The sequence below is a fragment of the Deinococcus roseus genome, from assembly GCF_014646895.1.
Classification (GTDB): domain Bacteria; phylum Deinococcota; class Deinococci; order Deinococcales; family Deinococcaceae; genus Deinococcus_C; species Deinococcus_C roseus.
In genome coordinates, this window is sequence record NZ_BMOD01000003.1 from 23,447 (window position 1) to 45,251 (window position 21,805).

A 21,805-nucleotide genomic window follows, 5' to 3' on the forward strand; every position below is an offset into this window, starting at 1 on the left:
TTTCAGGAAAATCGGGTTTGCCAACAGGCTGGCATCAATGCCCCAATTGTATGCAAAGCCCGAAAATTGTGTCCCCGTCATCGTCCACAGCGGTGCTAAGGGTTTTCCCTGATGGATTTTCTCTGGCCTGTGCTGGACTTCTGGTTCTCATCCGGGAAAAATCAACTTTTCTGCAGGTCGGGTACAATGGGAGCGGAATGAAACTCACCCACACTACCATCCTTCTGATTGCAGGCCTTCTGGCCCTCTCTGCATGCAACAACACCCCGGAAAACATTGACGGCGTGGAGACCTTCACCATAGAGGGAAAAGGCGTCCACAAAGAAGGCAAAATCAGCTATGAGCAAACCCCTCCAGCAGGCGGCCCCCACAACCAGGTGTGGCAGAACTGCGGGGTTTATGACAAGCCCATTTACAATGAACATGCCGTTCACGCGCTGGAACACGGCGCAGTCTGGATCACCTACCAGCCTGACCTTCCCCAGGCCGATGTGGACAAGCTGGTCGAGGCCTCCAAGGCCAACAGCTACACGCTGGTTTCTCCTTACCCTGATCTGCCCAGCAAAGTGGTGGTGAGCGCCTGGGGCAAACAGCTCAAGCTGGAAAGCGCAGACGACAAGCGCATCAAGCAATTCATCAACAAATACGCCCAGAGCAGCGAGGCCCCCGAACCCGGAGCCACCTGCAGCGGCGGAACCAGCATCACCCAGTAATACCAAAACAACTCCAGCAGAAGCAGGGATGTCCCTGCTTCTTTTTGTTTTCAGATTTTTGTTTTCAGAGCATTTGACAGAAAAACAAAAGGTGACTGCCTGGATTCGTGTGGTTTGAAATGAAAGGATTCTTCTGAATCCTTTCATTTCACTGATCAACGCAGTAGAGCAGGAACTGAATGCCTGATCGGGTAAAATCCAGACCATGAGCGACATGTTCCCAGGCCACCAGGAAAGGTTTGCTGTCCTGTGTCCCTGAGCCTGTCCAGGCCTGACCTGATCCAGAGGCGCTTGCTGCAAGAAGTCAGCGGCAGTGCTGCCACTTTGCTGGTCTTGCAGGGTCCTGCAGGATCCGGGAAAAGCACCCTGCTGCAAATCTTGCAAAAGCACAATCCGGAGTTGCTGTGTCTGGACGATGCAGACCTGCTGGACCCTGCTGCTCTGGAACAGCGCATTCAGACCGCACCTGCCCAGAAAGTGCTGCTGGCCGTTCGCAGTTTGCCTTATGACGCTCTGAGAAAAACCTTTTACCAGAGGAAGGTGCACATCTGGTCTGCAGCAGACCTCGCCTTCACACAAACAGAGAGCCTGCACTGGGGCAGCCAGCAAGGCTTTGCTGAAGAAGAGGTGTTGACCGCCCACCAGAAATGGCTGGGCTGGGTGTACCCGATGCTGCTTGAATTGCAGCAAAACACAGTGCTGTTGCAGGAGTTCCTGAACCATGAAGTGCCTTTCCAGCCCCTCATTCCACTGGCCGCCCTGCCCGAGATCACACCTGTACTGGCGGGTTATCTGCTGGGAGAACAGGCCCCATCGGTGATGGAAAAGGCCAGCGTCCAGCAAGGTCTGTTTCGGGGCACCCCTGAGAAACTGCTGTGGATTCCGGGCCTCAGAAGCCATGTTTTGAGGCAGCAGGCCTACACCCAGTCCACCCCACGCCTGATCCAGCAGTTGCTGGAGGTGCTGATGACAGACCAGCAACACCTCGATGCCCTGACCCTGGTGCAACAGCAGTTCACGCCTGAAGGCGCACTGGACTGGCTCCATGCCCATCTGGAAACCCTGCTGCTGGCAGGCCTGGGAGAACAGCTGCATGAACGGTTTCAGGTGCTGCTGGGGCAGGGTTTCACTGGAGAACGGGAACCCCGCAGGGTGCTGGTGCGCAGTTATCTGGCGTTCTTTGGAGGCACCCCTTACCGGGCCAGCCTGCACGAATTGAGAGAAGGCCTGGAAAACACGGCAAACCTGCAACAACAGGCAGAATTTCATGCCCTGATTGCGTGGTGGAGCCCGGACCCGCAGCAAAGCCAGATCAGCCGCCAGCACGCTGAAAGGCACCTTCCGGTCCATCGGCATTTTTTCAGGCACATTGCCAGGGTCAGTGAGGGTCGGGAGAAAAGCCGTCTGGAAGGTTTTGAAGCAGCAGAGGGTTTCTTTGGGACATTGCTGGACCAGACCTTGCAGACGGGTCTGATCTGCGAATCCTTGCTGACCCTCCTGATGCAGGCCCAGTCCGAGGTGCAGCATTTGCGCCTGAGACTGGCAGAAAGCAGCCTGAAACAGCTTTTTGAACTGTCCCTGCTGTATCCCGAGCGCTGCAGGCCACTGGTGGCCCACGCCCGTGCGTTGCAGGCCCAGCTTTCCCTGCAGGCTTTGCAACCTGAACAGGCTGTGCAATCTGCAAGGTTGTGCAGAATCTGGGCTGAAAAAACCCACCATGCCCACCTGTTGCAGGTTTCAGGGGATGTGCTGCTGCTGGGCCAGCATTTTCTGGCTGAACCTGTCCGTGTTTTGCCAGAAGCCAGTGTGGCTGCTCAGGCCCAGTTGCACCTGTTGCAGGGCCGTCCAAAGCAAGCTCTGGAAGTGTTGCAGCAACATCATGCTTTTGCCCATGCCCTCTTGCGTGTGCGGTGCAAACTGGATCTGGGAGACCACCAGAAAGCAGAGCAGGAGGTGCAGGAGGTGCAGGCTGGATCTGCCCTGGAACGTCTGGAAGTGCAGGCTGTGCAGGTGGATGTGCTGGTGCGCCTCAGGAAACTGTCAGAAGCCCGTTTTGCAGCACGATCTTTCTGGCATGCAGTGCAGCATGAACCGGTGTTTTTGCCTCTGGCAGGCCTTGGGGAGGCTGCACTTTTGCTGCTTTTGCGGGAAGCCCGCAAACAGGGCATCCAGCCCGACGTGAAGCTGGACACCCTGCAAATCACCCCTCCGCCCTTGTTGGACCTCTCGGATCGGGAACGGACTGTGCTGCAATTTCTCGCTGCAGGTCAGTCCAATCCACAGATGGCCCAATCCCTGGGCATCAGTGTGAACACCATCAAATACCACCTGAAGCACCTGTACGAGAAACTGGGGGTCAGCAACCGGGAAGCCGCCCGCGATCTGGGCCAGCGCATCACTTCCGGTTGGTGATGTGGATGGCTTCTTTGTGGCCGTGTTTGGCCGCTTCCATCAGGGTTTCGGAAAGGGTGGGGTGAGGGTGCACGCTCAGAGAGACATCCTGCATGGAGGCTCCCATTTCCAGCGCAATCAGGACCTCACCGATCAGTTCACTGACCTCTGCACCCACGATGGTGGCCCCCAGCAGGCGGTCTGTGCGTTCATCGCTGATCAGTTTGACAAACCCGATCTGGTCTCCCATGGCCAGTGCCCGTCCTGATGCCGCCAGGGGGAAACGACCCACCCGCACAGGAATGCCTCTGGATTTCGCCTGTGCTTCGGTCAGACCTGCAGTGGCAATCTCCGGGTAGGTGAAGGTCACAGCAGGGATCGTCACCCAGTCGCGGGTGGATGGCTGTCCAGCAAGAACCTCTGCTGCAATTTCCCCTTCCTTGCTGGCTTTGTGGGCTAGGTAAGGCCCGCCAGAGACATCCCCGATGGCATAAACCATGGGGTCATCGGTGCGGGTGCTGGGCTGGGTGCGGATGTGGCCCCGTTCATCCAGTTTGACCCCGGTGGCCTGCAGGTTCAGCCCTTCGGTGTTGGCCCGAAAGCCCACCGAGACCAGAATTTTACCGGTAGATATATCATGGGTCTGTCCAGCCTGTTTCACGTGCAACACCGCCCCTTCTGAAGTCGCGGACCAACCCTCAGCAAGGGCCTGGGTCAGCAAAATTCCACCCCGTTCTGTGAACGTGCGGGACACCAGGGTTGCAGCCTCAGGGTCGGTTCCAGGCAAAATCTGGGCACCCTGCTCGATGATGGTCACTTTTGAGCCCAGAGACTGGTACATCATGCCAATTTCCATCCCGATCACCCCACCGCCGATGATCGCCAGACGGTCCGGAACTTCTTGCAAACTGACGGCTTCTTTGGCAGAAAGGATGTTTTGATGGTCCCATTTGAAGGCAGGAAGCTCAATGGGCCTTGCGCCGGTGGCCACAATGGTGCCTTTGCTGGCCTGCACCTGCTCTGTGCCTTCTCTGGTGGTGACAGTCAAGACCTTGGAAGATTCAAAGGCCGCCACCCCGTACAGCACATCAATTTTGTTCCCTTTGAGCAGCAGACCCACGTTCCCGGTCAATTTGCGAACCACCTCTGCCTTGCGTTCCTGCAGTTTCGGGTAGTTGATGGTCAGGCCAGAGACCTCCAGACCGGCCACCCCATGCCGCAGGTGGTCCACCTGCCTTGCAGAATGAATCAGGGTCTTGCTGGGAATGCATCCCCAGTTCAGACACACCCCGCCCAGGTTTTCCTTCTCGATCACCAGGGTTTTCAGGCCCAGTTGCGCAGCACGAATGGCTGCCACATAACCGCCAGGACCTCCACCCACCACGATCACATCGTAGGTTTTCATGTCTTGGGTTTTCATGTTCTGACCTCCTGGGGACAAAAGTACTTCCAGGGTGGGTAGGCTGGCACCACCCAGTAATGATGGGCGGAGCACCTGAAGGTTGGTTTGAGCAAGAAACTGGATACACTGTAAAATGGTCAGGGTATGTTTCATATTTTCAGAAAAAATAAACGTCTTTTCTTTTCAGCTCTCCAGCGAGGTCATTGATGTTTGAAAATCCAGAAGCTCTTCCTCTGCTTGCTGGTCTGTTTCTTCTGGCATTTCTGCTGGTCAGTCTGATTTTCAGATCTCCCTCTCCATTCAATCCTTTGGTGTATTTTGGATTGCTGTTGCTCAGCCTGTTGCCTTCCACCTTCTGGGTTTTTGCTTTTGGTTTGATGACAACTGCACTGCTGATGGGCCTGGGCTGGGTTGCTGTGGTGCTGTGGTTGGTGATGCTGGGCACAACGGTGGTGTTGATGGCACGTGGCAGAGATGCACCCCTGGGCACCTTCAGCAGGCTTTTTTTGACCCTGTGGCTGGTGATTTTGCTGGGTCCCCTCACCACACCATGGATGCTGAAAATGGCCTGTCCCAGCCAGTGCCCACTTTGAAGCCTTACACCTCCAGCAGCTCCAGCACGGCTTTCGGTTGCAGGGACCCTTTGAAGAACACCACCTTGACAGGCAGGTCTTTCATGTCCACGCCTGCATCTCCCAGGTTCAGGCGGTCTGACACGGCAATGATCATGTTGTCGCAGTCCACTTTTCTGAGCTGCTGGAATTTGCGGCGCAAATACTCGGGCCTCCAGTATCCGATCACTTCCAGCACGTAACTCTTGCCATTTGGGTGGGTGATGCGAAAATCGGGGATCATCACGCTGCCCGGAATGGGAAGCAGATCCACTTCTTTTTCCAGCACCCATTCGGTTTTGGCTTTCGCCCATTTGCCTGCGAAAGACTCTTCCAGTGCACTGTCAAAAATCTGCCCTTTTTTGTAGTGGCTGCGCAGCCCACACTGGGAATCCAGGGTGTAGGACAGGGTTTCATCTCCAGACATCAAATCCAGGGAACGGGGCTTCAGAGAAGCGGTCAGGTTCCATTTGCTGACATGCAACAGGGCAGGGAGCAGTTTGGCCATGGAAAGCCCGTAACGGGTGCTGGCCGAAAACAGGCTGGTGGGACCATCCACGGTGATGGTGAATCCGGTGTCCTGATCGCCTTCAATGTAGGTCATCAGGCCAAAGAGCTTCAAGAATTTGAACAGGTATTTGTATTCGGCCTGGGAGTTGCGGAAAGCGGTGAGTTTCAGGTCGTAAGCCCGGTAAAAAATCCCCTGGGCCTGGGCTGTGTTGAAACGGTCCAGCAAATCTTCAGGCACGGGGGCTTCAAAACTGGTCAGGTAATGGCGCTCTGGAAGGTCTGCATAAAGCCCTTCCCGGATCTGTTCTGGCGTGAGCACCAGTCCCAGTTCCTGTCCCAGCAGCATTGCAAGGTCAGTGAGGGTCTGCTGGGAATGGGTGTCGATCGGTCCCATTTTTGCCGCATGCAGGAACACCCGTTCCCGAAGCTGGATGGGTTCCAGAGGGGTGATGGGGTCAAAGGTGGAATGTTCGGTGCTCAGCAGGTGCGCAAGGCCCCTTTTGGTGCGGTAATCGGTGCTCTCGCCTTCCAGGGTCTGCAGGGCTTCCGAGAGGTCACGCCTGGTCAGGCCCACATGCTGCTCAAAGATCTCGATGATCTCGCGGGCAAGTTCGATGTTTTTGAGGGTGATCTTGAGGAGTTTGGGCCTCACCTGCCCATCTTTGAGGGAGTATTGCAAGAGGTCACTGGTCAGCATTCACAGATCCTCCCAGCTGATGGGGGTGTTGAGGTCCAGCGTTCCCTGCTCCAGTCCCTTGACCGGGGTGGGGGGTTTTCTGGGTTCTTCCGGGGGTTTGTTGGGCTCCACCCCTCTCCGGCGGTCTGACACACGCTCCTCGGAAGTGCCTTCGCTGATCACCTCGTACAGAATGGCTTCCTTGCCTTCTTTGCGCCTCAGAATGCGGCCCAGACGCTGAATGTACTCACGCTGGGTGGAGGTGCCAGAGAGCACCACCCCGATGGAGGCTTCCGGGACATCCACCCCTTCATTGAGCACCCGTGAAGTCACAATCACCGGGTAATCTCCGGTTCTGAAGCGTTCCAGGGTGGCATGGCGTTCTTTCACCGGGGTCTGGTGGGTGATGGCAGGAATCAGGAACTGCTCGGAGATTTTGTACACGGTGGCGTTGTCATCGGTGAAAATCACGGTGCGTTCTCCCAGATGGCGGGTCAACAGGTCAGAGAGCACCCTCAATTTCCCGGAGGTTCCGAAAGCAATTTCCCGGGCACTGCGGTGGGCCAGCATGGCGGCACGTCCTGCTTTGCTGCGGGCACTCTGCTTCACAAAACGCTGCCAGCCCTCCAGAGAACCCAGACCGATTCCCTGGTCCCGCAAGAAACCGTTGCGTTCTTCAATCAGGCGGTCGTATTCCTGGCGTTCATCCGGGGAAAGGGTGACCTTGATCTGCACTTCTTTAAATGGGGCCAGCACACCCCCAGAAAGTTGCTCTGGAGTGCGTTTGAACACTGTGGGTCCGATGATGTTCTGCAAGAGTTCATGCCGCCCGTCCGAGCGCTCCAGGGTGGCGGTCAGGCCCAGACGGTACGGGGCAATGCTGTAGTCTGCAATCACCTGATAGAAGTCGGTGGGCAGGTGATGGCATTCATCGTAGATGTGCAGGGCAAACTGGCTTCCCAGACGCTCTGCATTGATGGCTGCACTGTCGTAGGTAGAAACCAGAATGGGGGCCTCGTCTTTGCTGCCCCCACCCAGCAAGCCCACCTGGGTTTCCGGGAAGGTCCTGAGCAGCCCGGCGTACCACTGGTGCATCAGGTCCAGGGTGGGCACGCAAATCAGGGTGCTTCTGGGGGTGATGTGCATGGCAAGGTAAGCCAGGATGGTCTTTCCTGACCCGGTGGGCAGGATCACCACCCCCCTGCGTCCGGCCTGTTTCCAGGCATTCAGGGCGTCTTGCTGGTGGGAAAAGGGCTGGATTTCAGGGAGGTTCAGGGACAAATCCTGAAACTTGCGGGCATCGTCACGGATTTCGGTGCCTTCCTGGCGCATGGCTTCCAGAAAAGCCCGGTACTGGTGGGCAGGCAGACGAAACTTCTCGATGCGCTCGTCCCACTGCACAAATTGCACCCAGTCTTTCCCCTTTGGTGGAGGATGCAGGATCAGGGTGCCTCGGTCAAAAGTCAGGGTGGGAACTCGGGCCATCAGTGCCTTTCATTTTATCTTGGTTTTGAATGAAATAACAGCATCAAATTACGTTTTTAGCATACACAGTAAAACATCATCCACCCACACAAGAAAAAACCTGCCCCAGAAGGGCAGGTCCTGTGCAAACCATTTGAATTTACTCCACCATCAAAGGCAGGTAAATCTTCAGCACCTGAAAATCATCGTGTTTGATGGGTTTGGCATCCAGCACCAGCGTGTACATCCCCGCCTTGGAGGGCGTGAATTTGAAGAACAGACTGTCCTTGTCCATCTGCATTTTCCCCATGGCCACCGGACGCACCTTGGGATCAGGCAAGCCCTGGTACACCAGAATGGTGCAACTGCATTCTGTGGCGGCAATCAAACTCTGGTCCTCACGGGTGAACAGGAAGCGCACAAAGCCCTCTTTGGATGCTTTTAAAGGCATGGGGTTGGTCTTGTAGGAGATGGTGGTTCCTGTTCCTGTAAAACCATTGTGTGCCCAGGCGGTGCCCAGCACGGTCATCAACAGCAAGAGGATTTTTTTGATCTGGTTCAGCTTGCTCTGGTTCATGGCTTCTCCCTGAAGGCGGGGTTTTTGACAAAGGTTTCGTCGGTGAGGCTTTCCAGGAAGGCCACCACATCATCGATTTCCTGATCGGTCAGACCGAGGGGACGCATCAGGGGGTCGGCATTCAGGTTGCTCTCTCCGCCATCGTTGTAGTGCTGCACCGTTTCACGCAACGTGGCCATGCTGCCATCGTGCATGTAGGGGGCAGTCAGGGCGATGTTGCGCAGGGTCGGTGTTTTGAATTTACCAATGTCCTCGTCTCTGGAGGTGAGACGGAAGAGTCCCTGGTCTTCATCAAAGAAGGAGAGCGCCGTGTTGTGGGGCAATTCATCCGTGAAATTGCCCCCCGAGTGGCAATGGAAGCAGTCGGCCTTGTCAAAGAACAGTTCCATGCCACGCTGCTGGGACTCACTCAGGGCCGTCAAATCTCCACGCTGAAAGCGGTCATAAGGGCTGTCAAAACCGACCAGGGTGCGCTCAAAGCTGGCGATGGCCTCCACCACATGCTGCATGCTGGGTTCATCCTGAAACGCCGCTTTGAACAGCGCCACATACTGGGCACTGGCTTTGAGTTTTTTCACGGTTTCTGCCACATCTGAGGCCATCTCGTTGTGCTCGGTGAGGGGACCCATGGCCTGCAGTTCCAGGCTCTTTGCGCCTCCCTCAAAGAAAAAACTCTTTCTGAAAGCCACATTGGTCAGGGTGGGGGCATTTCGGGCACCTTTGCGTCCTTCTACCCCTGGTGAAATGGGCTGGTTGTCTGCAAAAGCGTGGTCAGGGTTGTGGCAACTGGCGCACGACACTGTGCCATTCTGACTCAGGATGGGATCGTAAAAGAGTTTTTTTCCCAGAGCGATTTTCTCCGGGGTTTGCGGATTGGTGGTGGGAATCTGGGGCAACAGGGCAGGAGCAGCGGAGAGGCACACCACACCCAGCAGCACCAGAGGCACAATTCTGTTCATGTCACTCCAGGGAAAAGGCACCCAGCAAATTCAGGTAGGCTGCCCCGAAAACGGGACCTCCGTGCACCTGCTGGTATCTGGCCTGACTCAAATCATACTGTTCGCCATTCAATCCTGCCTTAAAGATCTGCGAGATGTCCAGTTTCAGTTTCACCACACCGCCCGATTCGGGCACTTTCAGCTGGATTTTCTGCAATTGCACATCTGCAAGGTTGTATTGCAGCTTGTAAGGATCGGTGCCCAGGTGCAGGGAAAAGACCTGCTGTGCTCCACCCTTCAGAAATTTCCCCTCGATCTTGAAGAACACATACCCGGGATTCCAGGCCCACACCATCCCTGAATCCACACCCAGAGGATCATTCTGTGCCGTGGGATCGGTGTGGTTGAGGGACCGGGGAATCCCCACACTGAAGCGCACCCCTTTGTAGGTTCCGGCAGGCACATCTGATTTGAAGATTTCGATGTTCTGGGTTCCGGTGTCCTTGTTGAATTCCAGCAAGCGCACGCCGTCTAAAGGGAGTTCAGAACCGTCTGCCTGCACCAGGGCCACCTCGCTGAGGTAGAACTTGAGCAGGTCCAGGCTGTAGGTGTTGCCAGCCACGTTCTGCTGGGTCTGTCCGAATTCCAGAGGGGTTTTACCCACATTTACAGAGAGTTGAATGTTCAGGGTGGCAGCCTGGGCCATGCCACCCAGCAGCAAAAAGGTCATGAGTTGCTTCATACCTTCTGATTTTATAGAAACATCCCGGACTTTTATCCCGACGTGATGAGATGGTGCAACACTGGGTGCCTGATCTGTCCGATGGTGCAAAATTACAGCCTTCCCAGCACATGTTTTTCTTTTTACACTGAAGGCATGACAGGACCGATCTCCTCTTCCTCACCCCGGCGGGTGATTTTCCTGCTGCTGGGCAAAGTGAACCTGCTGGATCTTGGTGGGCCTGCACAGGTCTTTGACACCGCCCGGTATTTTGGGGCACCCTATCAGGTCTCTTTTCATGCTTTTGAACCCTCCATTGTCAGTGCCCAGGGATTGCCTCTGGGACCGCTCACCCCTCCTCCCCTGCCCGAAAAACACGATCTGGTGGTGATCCCTGGACCGGAACTCAGCCCACCCCAGGCAGGACACCTGATGTTTTCTGGTGAGGTGCTGCAGTGGTTGCAACAGGCCCACAGAATTGGGGCCACCCTGGCCTCGGTGTGCACGGGAGCTGCAGCCCTGGGAGAAGCAGGTTTGCTGGACGGCAAAATTTGCACCACCCACTGGTCTTTGCTGGAGCACATGAAGCACCGCTATCCGCTGGCAAGGGTGCAAGATGGGGTGCTGTTCACCCAGGATGGAAACATCATCACCAGTGCTGGCATTGCCTCTGGCATGGACATGACCCTTTCCCTGATTGAACGGGAACACGGTCCCCTTTTTACTGCACGGGTGGCAAGGTATCTGGTGCTGTACATCAGACGGGACAGCAACCACGCCCAGCAGAGCCTTTACCTGGATTACCGCACCCACCTGCATTCCGGGGTGCACCGGGTTCAGGACCAGATTGCGCAGGAACCGGGTCGAAAAACCACCCTGTCAGAGCTGGCCTCCCTGGTCAAACTCAGTCCCAGAGGGCTCAGCAAGGCCTTCAAGCAACACACCGGCCTCACCCCGCTGGAGTACCAGCAGAAACTCAGGCTGGAACTGGCACGGCAACTGATGCACAACCCGGCCCTCACCCTGGAAGGCATTGCCCAGCGGTGCGGCTTTGAAGATGCCCGCCATTTCAGACGCATCTGGAAAGACCAGTTTGGCACTTCACCGTCTTCAAGCAGGCTGGAATTTCAGCACTAAGCCCCAGAACAAATCCAAAACAAACAAGGAGAAAACATGAAAACCCCTGTTCGGGTCAGCCTGTGTGTGCTGACCGCCGTTCTGCTGCCTTTTGCTGTCGGGCAATACCAGTCCATGAAAGCCCATGAAACCGTGCTGCTGTCTTCAGCTCCCCAACGCAACATTGCTGGAATGATCGCTGGCATTGCTGCCCCGGTGCTGGACCCCTCAAAACCCACCGTGGTGGTGGTGCTTGGCTCAGATGTCTCCGAGGTGGCCGACGTGTTGGTCCCCTATCAGGTGTTCGCAGCTTCTGGAAAATTCAATGTGGTCACGGCTGCAGCAAAACGCCTGCCTGTCGCCCTCACAGGAGGGCTGGATCTGCTGCCCCACTACACTTTTCAGGAGCTGGACCAGAAGCTTTCTGCTGGCCCTCGTGTGGTCATTGTTCCCAACATCCCTTTCATCCAGAACCAGGGCAATGCTGCAGTGCTGTCCTGGTTGCAGGTCCAGGGCAAACACCCGAAAACCATCATCATGGGCATCTGCTCCGGGGCCAACACCCTCGCCCTGGCGGGTTTGCTGAACGGCAAGAAAGCCACAGCCCACTGGAGCGATCTGGGCACCCTGAACAAAAACTTTCCAGAAGTGCAGTGGGTCCGGGACCAGCGTTACGTGGATGAGGGGCTGCGCGTCACTTCTGCAGGGGTGCTTTCGGGGCTGGATTCCAGTTTGCATGTGCTGGAACGTCTGTCAGGGGAAAAAGTTCTGCTGGAGACCATGCAGAAAATCAATTACGCTCCAAGCCCCTACCTGCAAAACCCCCACATGAAGCCCATTCGGGCCCAGTTTTCAGATGGCATTTTTCTGCTCAATGCCTCTTACCTGTGGGACCGGCCCACCTATCCGTTGCCCCTGCAAAACCGCATGGATGAAATGGATCTGGCGGCCCTGGTGGACACCTTCCCTGCCACCTTCAGCGCAAAAATCGTGACCACCGCAAAACAGCCCATCAAAACCCATTACGGACTGGATGTGCTGCCCAGAACAGACCATGCAGATCCCACCCTGCCCGTTCTGAAACTGACTGGGACAGGATTCCCCTTCGATCAGGCTTTGAAACAACTGGCTGCTGTGCAAAATGTGCCCACAGCGGTTTTCGGGGCCAGAAGGCTGGAATACCGCTCTGGTCCAGAAAGTTACACAGGTGCAGGATGGGGAAACCCGGTGGTGTACCGTCCTCTTTTTCTGGCTGTGCTGGGTGTGCTGCTGGTGCTTTTGCTGGAATGGGGTTTTGTGTGCCTCAGAAAAAGCAAAACTGCTCCAATGGAAATCCAGAAAAACACACCCGGCAGATCCTGATTGGACTCTGCTGGCTGGAGAAAACCAGGATTGCATTCACAACGGAGCGAACAGGTTCTGCACATCTTCTGGTGTGAGGGATTGCCCCTCTCCCAGACCCCCTTCCAGAATCCCTGAAGCCAGTGCAGCCTTGCGGGCCTGCATTTCCAGGATTTTTTCTTCCAGGGTCCCAGCTGTGATCAGTTTGTACACAAACACCGGTTTGTCCTGCCCGATCCGGTAGGCCCGATCTGTCGCCTGATTCTCCGCAGCAGGATTCCACCACGGATCGTAGTGAATCACTGTATCCGCTGCCGTCAGGTTCAGCCCCACCCCCCCAGCTTTCAGGCTGATCAGGAACACATGCGTCTTGCCAGACTGGAATTGCTCGATCTGGATTTTGCGGTCACCTGTCTCCCCGGTGATTTTGGAATATGGAATTTTCAGGGTCTGCAAGGTCTCTTCCAGCATGCCCAGCAGGGTGGCAAACTGTGAAAACACCAGAATCCTGCGGCCTTCTTCCACCATGCTGGGGAGGGTTTCGGTGAACCAGTCCAGCTTCACTGAGGTTTTGACTTTTCTGGCCTCTGTGATGGACAGCAATCTGGGGTCACAACACACCTGCCTGAGTTTGAGGAGCGCATCCAGAATCATGATGTGGCTTCTGGCCAGACCTTTGCTGGCGATTTCTTCCTGCACCCTTTTCTGCACGGCAACCCGCAGGGTCTCGTAAAGGTCCCGCTGGCTGCCTTCCAGATCCAGTTTGATGACCATCTCGGTCTTTTCAGGGAGTTCTCTGGCCACCTGCTGCTTGGTTCTGCGCAAAATGAAAGGCTTGATGCGCTTTGCCAGGGCTGCCCGCCGCAACACATCTCCCTGCTTTTCGATGGGATTGCGGTACAGTTGCCCGAATTGCCTTTCATCCCCCAGAAATCCAGGCATCAGGAAGTGAAACAGCGACCAGAGTTCCAGCAAATGGTTTTCCAGCGGGGTTCCGGTCAGGCACAGGCGGTGCTGGCTTTTCAGCAAATGAATGGCCTTGCTGGTGGCACTTCTGGCGTTCTTGATGTTCTGGGCTTCATCCAGAATGATGCTGTGGAAAGTGTGCTGTGCAAGCACCTCAAAATCACGGGAGATCAGCGGGTAGGTGCTGAGCACCACATCATGGTCTTTGATCTTCTCAAAGTCCTGCTTGCGGTCCTTGCCCTGCAAAACCAGCACTTTCAAATCTGGGGTGAATTTCTGGGCCTCGGAGAGCCAGTTGTGCATCAGAGAGGTGGGAGCAACGATCAGGGCAGGGTTTTTCAGGCGGCCCTGTTCTTTTTCCAGCAACAGGTGCGTGAGGGTCTGCAGGGTTTTCCCCAGGCCCATGTCATCTGCAAGAATGCCATTTAGGCCGTATTCCCGTAAGAATTGCAGCCAGTTCAGGCCTTCTTGCTGGTAGGGCCTGAGTTGTGCATTCAGCCCTGTGGGAAGCGGTGCAGCCTGCATGCCCGTAAAATCCCGGAGTTTCTGGCCCAGTGCCCGCAGCTTTTCCCCACCAGACCATTCGGGTTTGAGGTCCTGTTCCAGCTCTGCCAGCCTTGCAGCGTCCAGCAGCGGAAGCCGGACTTTGCCCTCCTTCAGTCCGGTCTGGCCGTACAATTCCACCAGGGTGCCCAGCAGGGAACGCACCCGCTGGACGGGCAGGGGCACCAGCATGCCATTTTCCAGTCTGGAGTACAGCATCGAGGCATCATCCATGGATCTGAGTTGCTCTGAGAGTGTGCTGGCAGGCATGCTGCGAATCAGGGACACCAGCAGGGGCAACACACTGATTTTCTGACCCTGCACCATCACCCCCAGCTCCAGTCCGAACCAGTCGTTGCCCTCTTCCAGATCGGCATACCAGCCCCCCACTTCTGCAACCTGAAAATCGAAGCTGGGGTCGTAACGCACCTCCCAGCCTTGCGCTTTCAGGACAGGCACCTGGATTGCAATGAATTCCAGCCACAACTGCTCGGCAGAAAAGTATTTCTGCTGGCTGGTTTTAAAAGTCCAGCGGGATTTCAGGCGGTCTGGCAGCTGGTATTTGTGAACTTTTTCGGTTTCCTCAAACCCCAGTTTTTTCAGGCGGGTCAGGGTGGCCTGCTCTGCTTTGCTGTCTCTGGGCAGGGTCAACACCCGGTCTGTCTGGACCACATGCAATTCTGGAGCAGCCTGATCTGTCACAGCCTGACCCAGATAAGTCCATTCCATTTTCAGGCTGTGAACCCGCTCCCCCAACGCGTAGTACCCGAAACTCACACTGTCCGAACACAAAGTGATGCGCGGCACCAGCGGAGCATTCGTGCGCTTCATGGGAAGCACGGCTGGCGCTGGAAACCGACCTGCGAAATGTCCTGCCAGGGTCTCAGCCAGCAACTGGGTGTGTTCTGGACGCAAGGCAGGAATGCTCAGGAAGCGCTGCAGGTCTTCTGCAGAAAAATCCGTTTCCACAGGCCCCAGTTCCAGCGTGCTGGAATCCAGGTACCAGGGGCGTGAAATGGGAAGCACCACACTGGCCCCTGGCACCAGCAGCCCCGGACGCTGCAACCCATCTGCATGGGTGGTCCAGGTCAGCCTTCCCCTGCGGGCCTCTCCCAGACGCACAGGTTTGTCCCAGCGGCCATGCACGTAAACCCTTGCCGTTTCCAGTGCACTTCTCAGCACATGTGGGGTGAGGGGCAAATCCTTGATGCCCTTCCAGTCCTGAATCTGGCCCAGGGCACCCATCAGTTCCATGTCCACCTTCACGTACTGGGCACTGGAACTGCCCACCTCATAGACCTTGATGTCCTTCAGGCCCTCTTTGTTTCTGCGGGCCGCATGGGTCTTGAATTTCAGGGTGGGTTGCCCCTGGTTGTTCTGGCTTTCCTGCAAAACAAAAAGCAGGGTGTGCCCAGAGGGGCGGGCGGGCTCGGTGGCTGCATCCAGCCAGTTTTGCAATGCTGCAGGCAGGCTGATGGGAGGGCTCTGGGGCACAGCAGGCTTTGCTGAAACAGGTTTTTCAGGTTTGTTTTGAGCCTGCACAGCTTCAACTTTGCCAGGACCCGAATCTTCCAGCACCCGTGCCATGGCCTTCCAGAGCGTCTCTCCCAGTTCTGATTGCACTGCCTCAGGAAATTTGTTGTGCAGATCACGAAATTGTGAAAGGTAAGGCTCATGCAGGGCTTTTTTGTGCTCCCAGATGAAACGGATCAGCCTGAGCCGTTTGCTGTCTTCTTCATTCAGTTCTGGGACTGCCTCTGCTGTCAAAACGGTTTCATGGGCAGTTTCAGGAACAGCTGTTCTTTCCGCTTCCAGGGCGGTGATCCAGGCGATCAGGGCAGCAGCCACATGTTTGCAGTTGTAGCCCATGTAGCAGGAGCATTCTCCTTCGATGCTCAGGCTGCGCTTGCCCGGTTTCAGGCGAATCATCACCTCGTAGAGGTCACGGCGGTTGGAGCTCATCACCCCACAGATCAGCAGGCTTTTGCGTTCAATCCACTCTGTTTCCCGAACCGCTCCAGCCCGCACCAATCCCAGTGCCCTGGACCATTCTCCTTTGGTAAAACCAGCTTGCACCTCAGCCAGCGTCAGATTCAGACCAGACATACGGGTACAGCATAGCCCAAAAAAGCGGGCCCAGAATGCAAATGCTCTGGGCCAGAAAAGGGCAAACTTCAGGGTCAGTAGATGTTGTAGTACACCGTATCGGTCACCCAGTCTTCGTCCCAGACGTCACTGAGCACCACAGACATTTTGTCCACAAATTCATCTGGAGAATCCGCAAAAGAGGTCCTGTAGGTGTTGCCAAAGCGGAAATCCGCCACCCGGTCCAGATCCAGCGGAGTCTTGCTAGCCAGCAGAATGATCTGGTTCAGGCCTCTGGGAGGGGCCACCTCAAAAGCAAAACCATCGTTCTGGTCTGGAAAAGCCACCTGATCCCCAGCCTGCACAAAGTGCGCTCCGGCAGAGAAGCGGTTGGGCAGGATCAGATCCACCCGGCCATAAGCATCCAGGTTGAACAGGTACACGTAGGCATCTTCATTGACCTGGGTGAAAAACTGGATTTCTTCTCCAGAAGCGTAATCGGGGGTGTTTCCAGCGCGGTCCAGCCACAGGTGGGCCTGCAGATCGGTGTAATACGGGTTCACAATCACACCCTGAGAGGTCACCGAGGGCGCAGCCTGAGCGGGCAAAGTGCTGGAAAGGGTCAAAAGGGAAAACATCAGCAGCATCTTTTTCATGGGTTCACGGTAAACCCTGAGGCCGGACTGAAGATGATATGGGACGGCTTTTCCCTTAACAAAGGGTTGCTGAAATCTTTATTGATCTACACAAAAAGAACCGTAGGTGGTCTGGGTGTCCTGACCGTTCTATTCGCTTTGCTCAGCCAAAAGCACTTGCAGTGCTTTTGGCGAACATCAATAGGGAACAGCCAAAATCAGAACCTCCCCCAGACCCCATCTGAGGGAGGTGGAATGATCTTTTGCAAAAGGGGGGTTCAAACCTCAAAAAATCCGTTGTTCAAAAGACTGCTCCCCCGAATGTGGTCCAGACAGGATGGAATTCAGAATGGGCTGTCTGGATAGTAGTAATTCTTGGCGTTCTGCTTGGTGATCAGCACCGAGGGAATGATGGTGGTTTTGGCCATCTTGCTGCCGGTCACCACACTTTTTGCGGTCAGTTTCATGGCGTCAGCGATCATGGAAGGGGCGTAAGTCACATCCCCCGTGACCAGTTTGTCTCCATCCATCACCTTCTTGATGAACTCCTTCATGCCTGCACCGCCCAGCACGAATTTGACCTCGGTGCGTTTGGCCTGGTCCATGGCTTTCAGGACACCCACGGCGATGTCATCGTCCTGCGCCCACACCGCGTCAATTCTGGGGAAACGGGTCAGGAAATCCTGCATGACCTTGAAACCATCATCGCGGTTCCAGTTGGCGAATTTCTTGTCCAGGATCTTGATGTTGGGGTATTTGGCTTTGAGGGTGGCCTCGAAAGCATCCACCCGCTGGTTGTCAATCACGGTGGGGATGCCGCGCAGCACCACAATCTGCCCTTTGCCGCCCAGCTGTTTCCCAAGGTATTCTGCGCTGACCTTGCCCATTCCGGGGTTGTCTCCGGCCACGTAAGCGTCCTGGGCGGTCTCATCGGTGAGACCACGGTCCACCACGGTCACAAAGACCCCCTTGTCGTGCAGTTGCTTGATGGGCCGGGTCAGGGGACCGGACTCATAGGGCAGCACCACCAGGGTGTCAATTTTGTTGACGGTCAGCAAATCCTGCAACTGGTTGGCCTGATCGTTGGCGTCCTTGGCGGTTTTCACAATGACTTTGAGGCCCGGGTACTGCTTCTCCAGTTCGGTTTTGGTGCGGTTGGCCCAGTACACCACCCCTCCGGTCCAGCCGTGGTCGGCAGCGGGAATGGAAACGCCAATCACGGCGTTCTTGTTCTGGGCAAAGGACAGCCCCGAGATGAGAAGTCCTGTGGTGAGAATTCCTGCAGTCAGAAGTGCTTTTTTCATGCTTTCTCCTCCAGATTTGTGTGCTTGCTGTGGGCTTCTTGGATGTTTCTACTTGCGGTTGCGTTGCAGGAACGCCACGATGATGATCACCACCCCCTGCACCGCTGGATTGAGGTACTCGGAAATCAGGCTGGTGATGTTGAGCACGTTCCCGATGGTGGTCAGCAAAATCGCCCCGATCACAGTTCCAAAAATCTTGCCGTTGCCACCCCTCAGGGAGGTTCCCCCGATGATCACAGCAGCGATGGCTTCCAATTCAAACCCCAGTCCGGTGCTGTTGCTGGCACTGCCCAGCCTGGGCACGTACAGGATGGTCGCGATGGTGACACAGAGCGCCTGGAACACGTACACCCACACCTTCACCTGATCCACCCGGATGGTGGCGTACCGGGCCACCTGCTCGTTGCTGCCAATGGCCTGCACATAGCGTCCAAATGGGGTGCGGTTGAGGATCAATCCTGCAATCAGGGCCACAGCCAGAAACACCACGATGGGAATGGGAATGCCCAGGGGGGCGGCGTAATAGACGGGGCTGTAGAGGTCTGCCAGTTTGGAATTCTGAAAGGTCAGGGTGCCCCCCTGGGCCAGTTCGGTCAGCACGGCCCGGAAAATGGCCGCCGTTCCCAGGGTCACGATGAAGGCCTCGATGCGACCACGGGTGATCAGCAAGCCGTGCAGCAACCCCACCACAAACCCAGCGACCACCGCAGCCAGCAAACCCAGCAGCAGCGTCGGGACACTGGCCCCCATGCTGCCCACCAGATGATTTAAGGTCAGGATCATCACCCCGGACTGCAAGGCCAGCAAGGACCCCACAGACAGATCAATCCCTCCAGAGATGATCACAAAAGTGGCCCCAATGGCGATGATGCCCACCAGAGAGGTGCGGGTCAGCACGTTGCTGATGTTGCCCCAGGTGGCAAAATCCGGGTTGAGGACAGCACCCACAATGCACAGCAGGATCAGGCCCAGCAGGGGACCATAACTGAGCACATCGAAACGGAAACGCGGGCTTGCAGGGGTGGTTTTGACTTCAGGCTGTGACATGCACGTCTCCCCTTTTCACGCCAGTGGCATGCTGGATCACTTCGGTCTCGCTGAGGTCCTTGCCTTCCAGCACGCCCATCACCTCGCCTTGGCGCATCACCACAATGCGGTGACACAACCCCAGCAATTCCGGGAGTTCACTGGAAATCACAATCACGCTGCGACCCGCCCAGGCCAGTTTGGCCATCAGAAAGTAAATTTCCCGTTTGGCCCCGATGTCCACCCCACGGGTGGGTTCGTCCAGAATGATCACATCGGGATTCAGTTGCATGATTTTGGCGAGGGCCAGTTTCTGCTGGTTGCCCCCGGAGAGCGACCTTGCAAAGGTGTCTGAGCGGTCTGCCCGGATGTTGTACTCCATGCGGGCGTTGTCCAGAGCACGTTGTTCTGCCTGAAAATTCAGCAGGGGTTTGGCATAAAGGCTGAGCACACTGAGGGTCAGGTTGGGCCTGAGCAGACTGTCCATGAGGAGCCCTTTGCCTTTGCGGTCCTCGCTGAGGTAGACCAGACCGGCTTTCGCAGCATCTCTGGGGTTGTGGATTTTCAGTTCCTTGCCCCGGTAGATGGTTTTTCCAGAGGTGCGCGGTCTGAGGCCCAGCAACCCCTCAAAAAGCTCGGTGCGGCCTGCACCCACCAGACCGGCAAATCCCAGGATCTCCCCTTCCCTGAGGTCAAAACTGACATCTTTTGCCCATCCGGGGACCGTAACATGGCGCACCTCCAGCACCTTTTTGGCCTCGGGCAAGACAGCTTTTTCCGGGAACATGTCCTGCAGGTCACGGCCCACCAACAGGTTTGCCATTTCCAGCTGATTGACCTCTGGGGTGTGGCGGGTGGTCACAAAACGCCCGTCTCTGAGCACCGTCACCCGGTCTGAGATGCGGCTCACCTCATCGAGTTTGTGGGAGATGTACAGCAGGGTCACCCCCTTTGATTTCAGTTCCTGCATGATGGAAAACAGCACGTCGGTCTCGGTGGGGGTGAGGGTGGCGGTGGGTTCATCCAGAATCAGGACCCTGGCCTGCCGGGAAAGGGCACGGGCGATTTCCACCAGTTGCTTGTGCGGAATGATCAGGTCTCTCACGCGGGTTCTGGGGTCCAGGTCCAGACCCACCTGCAAGAGCAGGGCTTTTGCCTGGGCCTGCATGGCAGCATCGTTTAAAAGCAGGCCGTTTTTCAGTTCACGGCCCAGAAAAATGTTGTCTGTGATGGACAGGTCCTCCACCAGATTGAACTCCTGGTGGATCAGCACAATGCCTGCCTGTTCTGCTTCTCGGTTGCTTTTGAACTGCAAGGGTCTGCCGTCCAGCAACAGTTCCCCTGAACTGCTGGGGGTGTACCCGGAAAGGATTTTCATGAGCGTGCTTTTGCCTGCCCCATTCTCTCCGATGATGGCGTGGACCTCTCCCTGCTGCAGGGCAAAACTGACCCCGTGCAACACCGGAACCGGTCCGTAGGATTTGGAAATGTTCTGAAACGCCAGGAACGACAAAAAGACCTCCTCGGGCTGAGACGCCAGAGTTGCAGAAAAGTTCAGGAGACATCAGGGAACAGCACAGCCCTGAAAGCATCACAAGGAAAGAGGAAAAGCGATGATCCAAGTGTAGAAAAAACCCAGACCAAAAGCTTGCACAATCCATGAGTGGTAAATTTTACACATCTGGCACGTTCAATTCTTAAGGTTGCTGCTTGTGGAAAACCCGGACTTCCGGTACTGTACAGATAACCCCTTATGGAAGACCCTGCTGCCACCATCCAGGCTGAGGAGCGCACCTATTGTCAGGACACCTGTGCGCCCCTGAAGGCTGCAGCACGGGCGGGAACACTGGATTTGCTGGCCTGGGGCCATGACCTGTATCCAGGGCGCTCCTTTGAAAAACACATGGTTCCAGAGGTGCGCTCGGTGGGCACCTGGAACGCCCCCAGAAAACAGGACTGGGGCATGGACTGGCACCGCAACACCGGACTGGAATTCGGTTATGTGGAACGGGGAAAACTGGGTTTTGCCCTGGAAACGGACAGCTGGCTCCTCCATACTGGAACGCTGACCCTCACCCGGCCTTTCCAGAGGCACCGTCTGGGACATCCTGGCATTGAAGCCAGCACCTACCACTGGCTTTTGCTGGATGTGGGAGCCACAGGGCCCCAGTCCGAATGGCACTGGCCCGAATGGCTGGTGTGCTCTGCAACAGATTTGCAGCGTTTTGCAGCCCTGATGCAGAGCCACGAAACTCCGGTCTGGCACGGGAACGCAGAAGTGGCCCGCTGTTTCAGCCGCATCCGTGCAGCCCTGCTGCTTCCTGAACCCGAGCAGGTGGCTGCCAGACTGAAACTGCACATCAACGAACTGGTGGTGGGGGTGCTGGACCTGCTGGACCAGCAGGAACACGCCAGTCAGGCCCTCCCCGGAGCCTACCGCACTGTGGAGCTGTTTTTGCACCATCTGACGGGACATCTGGAGCAGCCCTGGACCTTAAACAGCATGGCTGAACACTGCAACCTGGGCCGCAGCCAGTTCTCGCATTATTGCCTGAGCATCACCAACATGACCCCCATTGACCACCTGAACCACCAGCGGCTCAATCTGGCACGGCAACTGCTGGATCAGTATCTGGAGCTGAGCATCACCGAGATCAGCAACCGTTGCGGCTTCAATTCCAGCCAGTATTTTGCCAACAGTTTCAAAGCCAGAGAAGGCTGCACCCCAAGTGAATACCGCAAAAGAAGGTTTGGGGGGTTGTCTGGTCGGGTGCCCACATTGTGAT

17 protein-coding genes are annotated in these 21,805 nt (G+C 56.2%); 6 read left to right on the forward strand and 11 right to left on the reverse strand.

What is annotated here, in order from left to right; genetic code table 11:
- Positions 1–197: 197 nt before the first annotated feature.
- Positions 198–713, forward strand: a complete 516-nt coding sequence (locus tag IEY52_RS05630) for a thioredoxin-like domain-containing protein (protein WP_189001202.1) — start codon at positions 198–200, stop codon at positions 711–713.
- Positions 714–962: 249 nt separating this feature from the next.
- Positions 963–3,125 (forward strand): helix-turn-helix transcriptional regulator, encoded by a 2,163-nt coding sequence (locus IEY52_RS26600; protein ID WP_229684650.1) that lies wholly within the window; start codon positions 963–965, stop codon positions 3,123–3,125.
- Here IEY52_RS26600 and lpdA read toward each other — a convergent pair.
- Complete coding sequence (gene lpdA, locus IEY52_RS05640) at positions 3,109–4,524, reverse strand: dihydrolipoyl dehydrogenase (RefSeq protein ID WP_229684651.1); 1,416 nt, start codon at positions 4,522–4,524, stop codon at positions 3,109–3,111. The genes IEY52_RS26600 and lpdA overlap by 17 nt on opposite strands.
- 359 nt (positions 4,525–4,883) lie before the next feature.
- Here lpdA and IEY52_RS05645 point away from each other — a divergent pair, with 359 nt between their 5' ends.
- Positions 4,884–5,099 (forward strand): hypothetical protein, encoded by a 216-nt coding sequence (locus IEY52_RS05645; protein WP_189001205.1) that lies wholly within the window; start codon positions 4,884–4,886, stop codon positions 5,097–5,099.
- A gap of 4 nt (positions 5,100–5,103) precedes the next feature.
- Here the strand turns inward: IEY52_RS05645 and IEY52_RS05650 are convergent, their stop codons facing one another.
- The 5 genes from IEY52_RS05650 to IEY52_RS05670 all read right to left on the reverse strand — a co-directional run bounded on the left by IEY52_RS05650 (position 5,104) and on the right by IEY52_RS05670 (position 10,024).
- Positions 5,104–6,324, reverse strand: coding sequence for a DUF790 family protein (locus IEY52_RS05650; RefSeq protein ID WP_189001208.1), 1,221 nt, complete (start codon positions 6,322–6,324; stop codon positions 5,104–5,106).
- A complete protein-coding gene (locus IEY52_RS05655) occupies positions 6,325–7,788 on the reverse strand; it encodes a DEAD/DEAH box helicase family protein (protein ID WP_189001211.1) in 1,464 nt (487 codons plus the stop codon).
- Positions 7,789–7,927: 139 nt separating this feature from the next.
- Positions 7,928–8,344 carry a hypothetical protein gene (locus IEY52_RS05660; protein WP_189001214.1) on the reverse strand — a complete coding sequence of 139 codons (417 nt, stop codon included), beginning with the start codon at positions 8,342–8,344 and terminating at the stop codon, positions 7,928–7,930.
- A complete protein-coding gene (locus tag IEY52_RS05665) occupies positions 8,341–9,303 on the reverse strand; it encodes a cytochrome-c peroxidase (protein WP_189001216.1) in 963 nt (320 codons plus the stop codon). Before IEY52_RS05665 ends, IEY52_RS05660 begins: the two co-directional genes overlap by 4 nt.
- 1 nt (position 9,304) lies before the next feature.
- Complete coding sequence (locus IEY52_RS05670) at positions 9,305–10,024, reverse strand: MbnP family protein (protein ID WP_189001219.1); 720 nt, start codon at positions 10,022–10,024, stop codon at positions 9,305–9,307.
- A gap of 135 nt (positions 10,025–10,159) precedes the next feature.
- Between IEY52_RS05670 and IEY52_RS05675 the strand changes: the two genes are divergently transcribed.
- Entirely contained in the window at positions 10,160–11,140 is a 981-nt protein-coding gene (locus tag IEY52_RS05675) for a GlxA family transcriptional regulator (RefSeq protein ID WP_189001223.1), read from the forward strand.
- Positions 11,141–11,176: 36 nt separating this feature from the next.
- Positions 11,177–12,481 carry a DJ-1/PfpI family protein gene (locus IEY52_RS05680; RefSeq protein ID WP_189001225.1) on the forward strand — a complete coding sequence of 435 codons (1,305 nt, stop codon included), beginning with the start codon at positions 11,177–11,179 and terminating at the stop codon, positions 12,479–12,481.
- A gap of 36 nt (positions 12,482–12,517) precedes the next feature.
- Here the strand turns inward: IEY52_RS05680 and IEY52_RS05685 are convergent, their stop codons facing one another.
- From IEY52_RS05685 to IEY52_RS05705, 5 genes are all read right to left on the reverse strand, one after another.
- Positions 12,518–16,075 (reverse strand): DEAD/DEAH box helicase, encoded by a 3,558-nt coding sequence (locus IEY52_RS05685; protein ID WP_189001228.1) that lies wholly within the window; start codon positions 16,073–16,075, stop codon positions 12,518–12,520.
- 74 nt (positions 16,076–16,149) lie between these two features.
- Positions 16,150–16,710, reverse strand: a complete 561-nt coding sequence (locus IEY52_RS05690) for a DUF4384 domain-containing protein (RefSeq protein ID WP_189001231.1) — start codon at positions 16,708–16,710, stop codon at positions 16,150–16,152.
- Between the two features lie 323 nt (positions 16,711–17,033).
- The gene (locus tag IEY52_RS05695; RefSeq protein ID WP_189001234.1) at positions 17,034–17,993 is read right to left on the reverse strand and encodes an ABC transporter substrate-binding protein; all 960 of its coding nucleotides are present in this window, start codon (positions 17,991–17,993) and stop codon (positions 17,034–17,036) included.
- A gap of 48 nt (positions 17,994–18,041) precedes the next feature.
- Positions 18,042–19,040 (reverse strand): ABC transporter permease, encoded by a 999-nt coding sequence (locus IEY52_RS05700; RefSeq protein WP_189001237.1) that lies wholly within the window; start codon positions 19,038–19,040, stop codon positions 18,042–18,044.
- Positions 19,027–20,532, reverse strand: coding sequence for a sugar ABC transporter ATP-binding protein (locus IEY52_RS05705; RefSeq protein WP_189001240.1), 1,506 nt, complete (start codon positions 20,530–20,532; stop codon positions 19,027–19,029). Before IEY52_RS05705 ends, IEY52_RS05700 begins: the two co-directional genes overlap by 14 nt.
- 240 nt (positions 20,533–20,772) lie before the next feature.
- On the opposite strand from IEY52_RS05705, the gene IEY52_RS05710 reads away from it, so the two are divergent.
- Positions 20,773–21,804 carry a helix-turn-helix transcriptional regulator gene (locus IEY52_RS05710; protein ID WP_189001243.1) on the forward strand — a complete coding sequence of 344 codons (1,032 nt, stop codon included), beginning with the start codon at positions 20,773–20,775 and terminating at the stop codon, positions 21,802–21,804.
- The last annotated feature ends 1 nt before the right edge of the window (position 21,805 follow it).

Coding starts and splice junctions, on each gene's coding strand:
- IEY52_RS05675 (WP_189001223.1), top strand. CDS start 10,160: ATGACAGGACCGATCTCCTCTTCCTCACCCCGGCGGGTGATTTTCCTG.
- IEY52_RS05655 (WP_189001211.1), bottom strand. CDS start 7,788: ATGGCCCGAGTTCCCACCCTGACTTTTGACCGAGGCACCCTGATCCTG.
- IEY52_RS05695 (WP_189001234.1), bottom strand. CDS start 17,993: ATGAAAAAAGCACTTCTGACTGCAGGAATTCTCACCACAGGACTTCTC.
- IEY52_RS05700 (WP_189001237.1), bottom strand. CDS start 19,040: ATGTCACAGCCTGAAGTCAAAACCACCCCTGCAAGCCCGCGTTTCCGT.
- IEY52_RS05685 (WP_189001228.1), bottom strand. CDS start 16,075: ATGTCTGGTCTGAATCTGACGCTGGCTGAGGTGCAAGCTGGTTTTACC.
- lpdA (WP_229684651.1), bottom strand. CDS start 4,524: ATGAAAACCCAAGACATGAAAACCTACGATGTGATCGTGGTGGGTGGA.
- IEY52_RS05630 (WP_189001202.1), top strand. CDS start 198: ATGAAACTCACCCACACTACCATCCTTCTGATTGCAGGCCTTCTGGCC.
- IEY52_RS05650 (WP_189001208.1), bottom strand. CDS start 6,324: ATGCTGACCAGTGACCTCTTGCAATACTCCCTCAAAGATGGGCAGGTG.
- IEY52_RS05645 (WP_189001205.1), top strand. CDS start 4,884: ATGACAACTGCACTGCTGATGGGCCTGGGCTGGGTTGCTGTGGTGCTG.
- IEY52_RS05680 (WP_189001225.1), top strand. CDS start 11,177: ATGAAAACCCCTGTTCGGGTCAGCCTGTGTGTGCTGACCGCCGTTCTG.
- IEY52_RS05665 (WP_189001216.1), bottom strand. CDS start 9,303: ATGAACAGAATTGTGCCTCTGGTGCTGCTGGGTGTGGTGTGCCTCTCC.
- IEY52_RS05670 (WP_189001219.1), bottom strand. CDS start 10,024: ATGAAGCAACTCATGACCTTTTTGCTGCTGGGTGGCATGGCCCAGGCT.
- IEY52_RS05660 (WP_189001214.1), bottom strand. CDS start 8,344: ATGAACCAGAGCAAGCTGAACCAGATCAAAAAAATCCTCTTGCTGTTG.
- IEY52_RS05690 (WP_189001231.1), bottom strand. CDS start 16,710: ATGAAAAAGATGCTGCTGATGTTTTCCCTTTTGACCCTTTCCAGCACT.
- IEY52_RS05710 (WP_189001243.1), top strand. CDS start 20,773: ATGGAAGACCCTGCTGCCACCATCCAGGCTGAGGAGCGCACCTATTGT.